Raw genomic sequence first — 6,616 nt, forward strand, 5'->3', positions numbered from 1 at the left:
TTCGTGACTTACTTCGTGACTTACTTCGTGACTTACTTCGTGACTTACTTCGTGACTTACTTCATTGTTCAAAAATAAACCTATATCTTTATAATACATATTAATGTGATTTATAAGGATACTAGATGCCACAAGGTTTAATCTCGAAATATCAATTTCTTTTTTATTTTCTGGTGTGCCAATCACTAAATCAATAGATTTCTCTATTTTCATTCCTTTTAAGTCAAAAATACTACAGAAACCTAAATTTCTATCAAAATTTAATAACTTAAAATTACTCTCAACATCACTTCTTTTTATTTTTTTCTGCACTTTAGGAGATAAATTATTGAATTTATCAACTAGAATGGAGGTATCTGTTTCTCTATATTTATCATAGCTCCATCCTATTACCACAAGATACCTTTCATTTATCATCCCACAATAATCTATATTATGGAAAATCTCTGATTTTGAAATAATCGATTTTAACTGACTGCTTTCTTCTATTAATTCCATATCTTATTTTACACTTGTAAGTTTAAGTTTAAGTTTTAATTGTTGTGTATTTAATCGCTATGTTTTATATATTTTTAATAGTAAAATAAATTCTTAATGCTAAATTAATCTTGTTAAGGAAATTTGGCTTTCATGATTTTTATGTGGTTACACTCTTACTTTTGATTACATGGTGCTATTTTTAAGAGGTATTCACCATAACCTGTTTTAGTATAATCTTTAGCCGCTTTTAATAAACTTTCAATGCTTATCCACCCTTGCTGGTAAGCAATCTCTTCAAGGCACGCAATCTTTAGCCCTTGACGATGTTCAATGGTTTGCACAAACTGCCCTGCTTCTAACAAAGAATCATGTGTACCTGTATCGAGCCATGCAAAGCCGCGACCTAATAAACAAGTATGCAGGTCGCCACGCTCAAGATAAGCTCGGTTCACATCTGTAATTTCAAGTTCACCACGCTCTGATGGTTTAATGCGTTTTGCGATGTCAACGACATCGTTGTCGTAGAAGTACAATCCGGTCACTGCGTAGTTAGAACGCGGTTGCTTTGGCTTCTCTTCGATACTCAGTACACGGCCAGTTTGATCGAACTCAACCACGCCAAATCGCTCGGGATCATTAACATGATAACCAAATACTGTTGCACCGGATTCTTGTTCGTTGGCTTTTCTCAGTTCTTCAGAGAAGTGATGGCCAAAAAAAATATTATCGCCAAGGACTAGGGCAACATTATCCTCGCCGATAAATTCCTCCCCGATAATAAAGGCTTGTGCTAGACCATCTGGAGAGGGTTGCGCTGCATAGGTAAGTTCAATTCCGAAATAACTACCATCACCTAACAGTTTTTGAAAGTTAGCTTGATCCTCGGGAGTAGTGATAATCATGATTTCACGGATGCCTGCCAGCATTAACACTGATAACGGATAATAAATCATCGGTTTATCATAAACTGGCATAAGTTGCTTAGAGCAACCTAACGTTAGAGGGTGTAATCGGGTGCCACTGCCGCCTGCTAAGATAATTCCTTTTCGTTTTTTCACTTGTTTTGCTCTGTTTAATCTATATGAAGTTTTAAATGGTTAACTGAATGCCGTATGTAGTTCTATTCATCTGCGATGATAAAGCACTCAATCGTTTGTAAGAACCCGCTTTTTCGGCTTAGCTGTATCTCAGGTCGCGGGATACAACCCGCTCGTACGACTTGATTCCATAGAGGGCAACCTTTCTTTCCCGTACAGAGCGCGGTTACAAATTAGCCACCTATACGGTCGAGTTGGTAATCACCATTTAAAACGCGCTGCCACCACGCTTCGTTAGCCAGATACCATTCAACGGTTTTGCGCATGCCTGAGGTAAATGTTTCTTCAGGTTTCCAGCCTAGCTCATCAGCAATTTTGCTTGCATCAATGGCGTAACGCACATCGTGCCCTGGTCGGTCTTTTACATAGGTAATTAAATCTCGGTACGCAGCGACACCTTGTGGCTTTTCTGGAACAAGTTCTTCTAGCAAGTCACACAAGGTATGAACGACTTCTATATTGCGCTTCTCATTATGACCACCGATGTTATAAGTTTCTCCAACGACACCTTCAGTAACCACTTTTACTAACGCACGCGCATGATCTTCTACATACAACCAATCACGGATTTGAGACCCATCACCGTAAACTGGCAATGACTTACCTGCCAAAGCATTCAAAATCATATGCGGGATAAGCTTTTCGGGGAAATGGTATGGACCATAGTTATTGGAGCAGTTGGTAACTATGGTAGGAAAACCATAGGTACGCAGCCAAGCACGCACTAGATGGTCAGAGCTCGCTTTACTCGCGGAATAAGGTGAGCTTGGCGCATAAGAGGTGGTCTCAGTGAACATCGGCAGCTCGCCTGCTTCACCTTCAAATTCATCTGGATGTGGCAAATCGCCATACACTTCGTCGGTGGAAATATGATGAAAACGAAATGCTGACTTTTTACCCTCCGGTAACTGAGCCCAGTAGCCACGTGCGGTTTCCAATAAAGTATATGTGCCTACAATATTGGTTTGGATAAAGTCACCTGGACCATCAATAGAACGATCCACGTGACTTTCGGCTGCCAAGTGCATTACTGCATCTGGCTGTTGCTCCGCAAATACTCGTTTTAATTCAGCTGCATCGCAGATATCTACTTGTTCAAAGAGGTAACGAGTTTGAGTCAACTGCTCAGGAATGGAATCAAGATTGCCTGCATAGGTTAGCTTGTCGAGGTTAACAACTTCGTGTGGTGTCTCTGCTAAGATATGACGCACTACAGCGCTTCCAATGAAGCCGGCACCACCTGTTACTAATATTTTCATAGCTTTTTGTAAGTTCATTAAATAAGTTAAGTAAACACTAACCTAAAGAAGTTACATCTAGTTGAACGTATTGAATCGACTTGCAGATCTGTTACAAAGAGTAGGGCAAAAAATGTTCCAGAATTAAGCGTAAATATTCAAAACAATTCCATTTGTAGATGCGTTTATTCCGTTTAGATATATGTAAGGTGTTCAATTATAAAGATCTAGCAAATGTTAGTAAAAAACAAACTTCGTTAAATTGCGTAAATACAATACTATTTATGTAACTTTACGTAAGCCACCTATTAATGGATTGCTCATCACTTTCCTTGGCTACTACCCACTCTTCTCTTTCTGGGGTGATTTCTTTCTTCCAGAAGGCGGCGCGGCTTTTTAGATAATCCATAATAAAGTCGCAGGCGGCGAAGGCTTCGGCGCGATGGACGGATGAGACACCTACAAACACAATTTGATCATCAACTGATAGCTTGCCAACACGGTGTACGACTTTTATATCCAGTAGTGTCCAGCGCTGGTTGGCTTCTTCAACAATTTTGTTGAGATTGTGTTCCGTCATGCCTGGGTAGTGTTCTAGTACAAAGCTTGATTGTGCGGGATCGTCGCTAAAGTCTCGCACGCGACCAACAAACATAGCGACCGCGCCGGTTTTATGACTAACACATAAAGATTCGTACAGTTCCTGAACGTTAAAGTCCTGTTCTTGAACGGTAATCATATTAGCCCCCTGTTACCGGTGGGAAGAATGCCACTTCCTGCACTTTTTCAGGATCGATTAGATCGTCATCGCGGGCAAAGTCAAAATCGATGGCCGCTTTGACCTTTTCTTCCAGCAATAAAGGTTGTTGCAGCTGTTCGGCCAGCTTCTCTTTTAACTGACGAACCGTTAATGCGCTCTCAACTTGAAGCTCTAGTTCGTCACATTTCATGGTTTCACGAAGAGATGCGAAGAAGACAATTTTAAGATTAGCCACGATTTGCACTCCAAGACCCGCTTTTACCGCCGTGTTTTTTTAGCAATGCGGTTTCACAAATCACGATGCCTTTGTCTACTGCTTTACACATATCGTATAGAGTCAGTGCAGCAACGCTTGCGCCGGTTAAGGCTTCCATTTCTACCCCTGTTTTACCGCTTAATGAGCAGGTACAAAGGATTTCGATATGCGAGTCGTCTAGTACATTAATGTCTAGAGTGATTTTGGTCAGCATCAATGGATGGCACAAAGGAATGAGGTCGGGGGTTTTCTTTGCTGCTTGAATACCGGCAATACGCACCGTCGCCAGCACATCCCCTTTTGGTAAACCGCCTTCGATCACTTTCTTTAAGGTTTCTGGTAGCATTTTTACAACGGAGCGTGCCGTGGCCGTGCGTTTGGTTACGTCTTTATCACTCACGTCAACCATATGCGCGTTGCCGTTGGAATCAAGGTGGGTCAATGTCTCGCTCATGCCATCTCACTCATGCCAATTGTACTGTCAAAAAACGCCTAGTTTGGCAAAACCTCTGTACAAATCAAGGGTTAAGCATTCGATAAGTTTGTACTCAGACGTTATTAAGGCATAATGTTGCGAAATTGACGTAAGTTGACCCTATGAGCCTAATCGACGATTTTAACCTTCTTGAATTGCCTACCAATGCAACGGAGCAGGAAGCCAAAGCCGCCTACCGTCGGTTAGCGCGTCGCTATCATCCTGATAAAAACCCAGGGCAAGATACCACGGAACATTTTCAGCGTATCCACGATGCCTATCAAAATGTCTTATCCGCTATTAAGCGTAGTCAAGGGCAAGATTGGAAACCGTACAATTTTACGGATCGTGCGACCTCTAGAAATACCTCTGGTTTTGAGCGTTACGAATTTGAAAGCGATGCTAAGCAACGCGAGTATGTCAAAGAGCAGCAACGTGCTTACGAGGAAATGAAGCGCAGTAACGTTCAGCAAGACCGCGCCCGTGAAGAAGCCCTGCGCAATGCGCGCAGCACCTTACATCAGCGCCGTATGAATGCGCTGTATGAAGAAATGCGCAAAACAGACACCAACTCTTCGCCGGAGCCCGATTTTTCAAGCTTTGATTACGAGACCCCTAGTACCGAGCAAGCTTCATCTTCTTCTCAATCACCATTCGAGAACACGACGCAACAGAGTTCACCTGCTACCAGCATTAAACCTTTTCGACGTCATGCAGCCAAAGCTGCGTTTATTGCCTGTACTTACCTAGCCACTTTTGTCATGGGGATATACAGTGCTGATTATTGGCACACCTTTACTGCACAAGACGCCAGTGAGAATGCGCAACCTTATATTAGTGGGTTGTATCCTCAGTTTCGTATCGGTACGCACTACACATTAGAAAACACACGCCTATTCACTGAACCCAGTGTGTCATCAGAGATTAAGGCAACGATCCCCTCGGCACAGAATGTTGAAATACTGAAAGCGGACGGCGATTGGTTAACCCTAAGCTATGGGGGGAATACCGGTTGGTCTAAAGCGGAAAACTTTGGTTTCGGTGATATCGAACATGCTCAAGCAACAGGTTGTTATGGGCAACCCGGTGTTGCGCCCAATCATGGCGACATTATTGGTGAGGCCAACGGCACTAGCCGCTTGCGGATTGTGAATCAACTGCCAGAAGCCAGCATGCTGACCTTTCAATCACTTGATGGCCAGCCGCCCTTCTCCGTGTATTTGCATGCAAATCAGCCCTTTGCCGCGAACTTTATTCCCAAAGGCAACTACCGATTGGTGTTAGAGACAGGTTCCCTGTATCATCACGCCTGTCAGCGTTTTCTCTTCGATGAGCGCCAAAGAGTTGTGTTGGATCAGGTCAATTTTGCCAGCACCGAACAGTCGCTCACACTTAGAAACCTTGTTACGCCGTAATCCGATAACGTAAACGAGTTACTATTTCATGCTCAGCAATATTCGCATTGTACTAATTAATACTTTCCACCCTGGTAATATCGGCGCGATCGCTCGTGCAATGAAAAACATGGGCCTAAGCAACCTATATTTAGTTGATCCTAACGACTACCCATCAGAAGAAGCGACTAGCCGTGCAGCTGGCGCCGTGGATCTTCTTGAGAACGCCACCATCGTTAACACATTGGAAGAAGCGATTGGCGACTGTAGCCTAGTGATTGGCACCAGCGCCCGTCACCGTACCTTCCAGCTACCGATCATGAACGCTCGTGAGTGTGCTGAGACGGTTATTCCAGAAGCGAAAGAACATAACATCGCGATCTTGTTTGGCCGTGAAACGATGGGCTTGCTGAACGAAGAAATCGCGCAATGTCATCGTCAAGTATACATCGATGCCAACGATGAGTACCCAGTGCTAAACATTTCACAAGCGGTTCAAATCGTAGCGTACGAAATCTGGATGGCCCATCAGAATGAACAGGTGCATGAAAAGATGGTACCAGAGTACCCGCGTAAGAAAGAAATGGATCTTTTCTACGAACACCTTGAAGAAACCCTATACGGTATCAACTTCGTCGTACGTAACCACCCAGGTAAGGTATTAGAGAAGCTCAAGCGTTTCTTTAACCGCTCTCGCCCTGAGAAACAAGAATTGGGAATTTTGCGTGGCGTGTTAGCTGCAGTGGATCGTGAGGCAGGCCTAAATGAAGGCATGAGCCACGCGGCGAAGAAAGCTAAAGAAGAGCAGGAATAAACACTGCAAGTCGTACGACCCGGCTTCGTCCGGGGATGAAATGCTTCGATCGCGGGATGCAACCCGCTCGTACAACCCGGCTTCGTCCGGGGATGAAATGCT

The 6,616-nt window shown here is 43.6% G+C and carries 8 protein-coding genes; 2 read left to right on the forward strand and 6 right to left on the reverse strand.

The window, feature by feature from the left end; genetic code table 11:
• From ACOSVP_RS18480 to moaC, 6 genes are all read right to left on the reverse strand, one after another.
• Positions 1–498: hypothetical protein (locus ACOSVP_RS18480; protein ID WP_487348960.1), on the reverse strand; the 498-nt coding region annotated here is incomplete at its 3' end.
• Between the two features lie 155 nt (positions 499–653).
• Positions 654–1,538 carry a glucose-1-phosphate thymidylyltransferase RfbA gene (gene rfbA / locus ACOSVP_RS18485; protein ID WP_487348961.1) on the reverse strand — a complete coding sequence of 295 codons (885 nt, stop codon included), beginning with the start codon at positions 1,536–1,538 and terminating at the stop codon, positions 654–656.
• 212 nt (positions 1,539–1,750) lie between these two features.
• On the reverse strand, positions 1,751–2,836 hold the full coding sequence (rfbB, locus tag ACOSVP_RS18490) for a dTDP-glucose 4,6-dehydratase (RefSeq protein WP_487348962.1): 1,086 nt from the start codon (positions 2,834–2,836) through the stop codon (positions 1,751–1,753).
• 271 nt (positions 2,837–3,107) lie between these two features.
• Positions 3,108–3,554, reverse strand: coding sequence for a molybdopterin synthase catalytic subunit MoaE (gene moaE / locus ACOSVP_RS18495; protein ID WP_487348963.1), 447 nt, complete (start codon positions 3,552–3,554; stop codon positions 3,108–3,110).
• Position 3,555: 1 nt separating this feature from the next.
• Positions 3,556–3,810 (reverse strand): MoaD/ThiS family protein, encoded by a 255-nt coding sequence (locus ACOSVP_RS18500; protein WP_487348964.1) that lies wholly within the window; start codon positions 3,808–3,810, stop codon positions 3,556–3,558.
• Positions 3,803–4,285, reverse strand: a complete 483-nt coding sequence (gene moaC / locus ACOSVP_RS18505) for a cyclic pyranopterin monophosphate synthase MoaC (protein ID WP_487348965.1) — start codon at positions 4,283–4,285, stop codon at positions 3,803–3,805. The genes ACOSVP_RS18500 and moaC overlap by 8 nt, the downstream gene beginning before the upstream one ends.
• A gap of 143 nt (positions 4,286–4,428) precedes the next feature.
• Between moaC and ACOSVP_RS18510 the strand changes: the two genes are divergently transcribed.
• Positions 4,429–5,721: a DnaJ domain-containing protein gene (locus ACOSVP_RS18510; RefSeq protein WP_487348966.1), complete on the forward strand. Its 1,293-nt coding sequence runs from the start codon at positions 4,429–4,431 to the stop codon at positions 5,719–5,721.
• 28 nt (positions 5,722–5,749) lie between these two features.
• The gene (gene trmJ, locus ACOSVP_RS18515; protein WP_487348967.1) at positions 5,750–6,514 is read left to right on the forward strand and encodes a tRNA (cytosine(32)/uridine(32)-2'-O)-methyltransferase TrmJ; all 765 of its coding nucleotides are present in this window, start codon (positions 5,750–5,752) and stop codon (positions 6,512–6,514) included.
• The last annotated feature ends 102 nt before the right edge of the window (positions 6,515–6,616 follow it).

The sequence above is a fragment of the Marinomonas sp. HM11-D genome (assembly GCF_057626615.1).

Bases quoted from the DNA above. Each gene is read 5' to 3' on its own strand.
- rfbB (WP_487348962.1), bottom strand. From the start codon at position 2,836: ATGAAAATATTAGTAACAGGTGGTGCCGGCTTCATTGGAAGCGCTGTA.
- moaE (WP_487348963.1), bottom strand. From the start codon at position 3,554: ATGATTACCGTTCAAGAACAGGACTTTAACGTTCAGGAACTGTACGAA.
- moaC (WP_487348965.1), bottom strand. From the start codon at position 4,285: ATGAGCGAGACATTGACCCACCTTGATTCCAACGGCAACGCGCATATG.
- ACOSVP_RS18510 (WP_487348966.1), top strand. From the start codon at position 4,429: ATGAGCCTAATCGACGATTTTAACCTTCTTGAATTGCCTACCAATGCA.
- trmJ (WP_487348967.1), top strand. From the start codon at position 5,750: ATGCTCAGCAATATTCGCATTGTACTAATTAATACTTTCCACCCTGGT.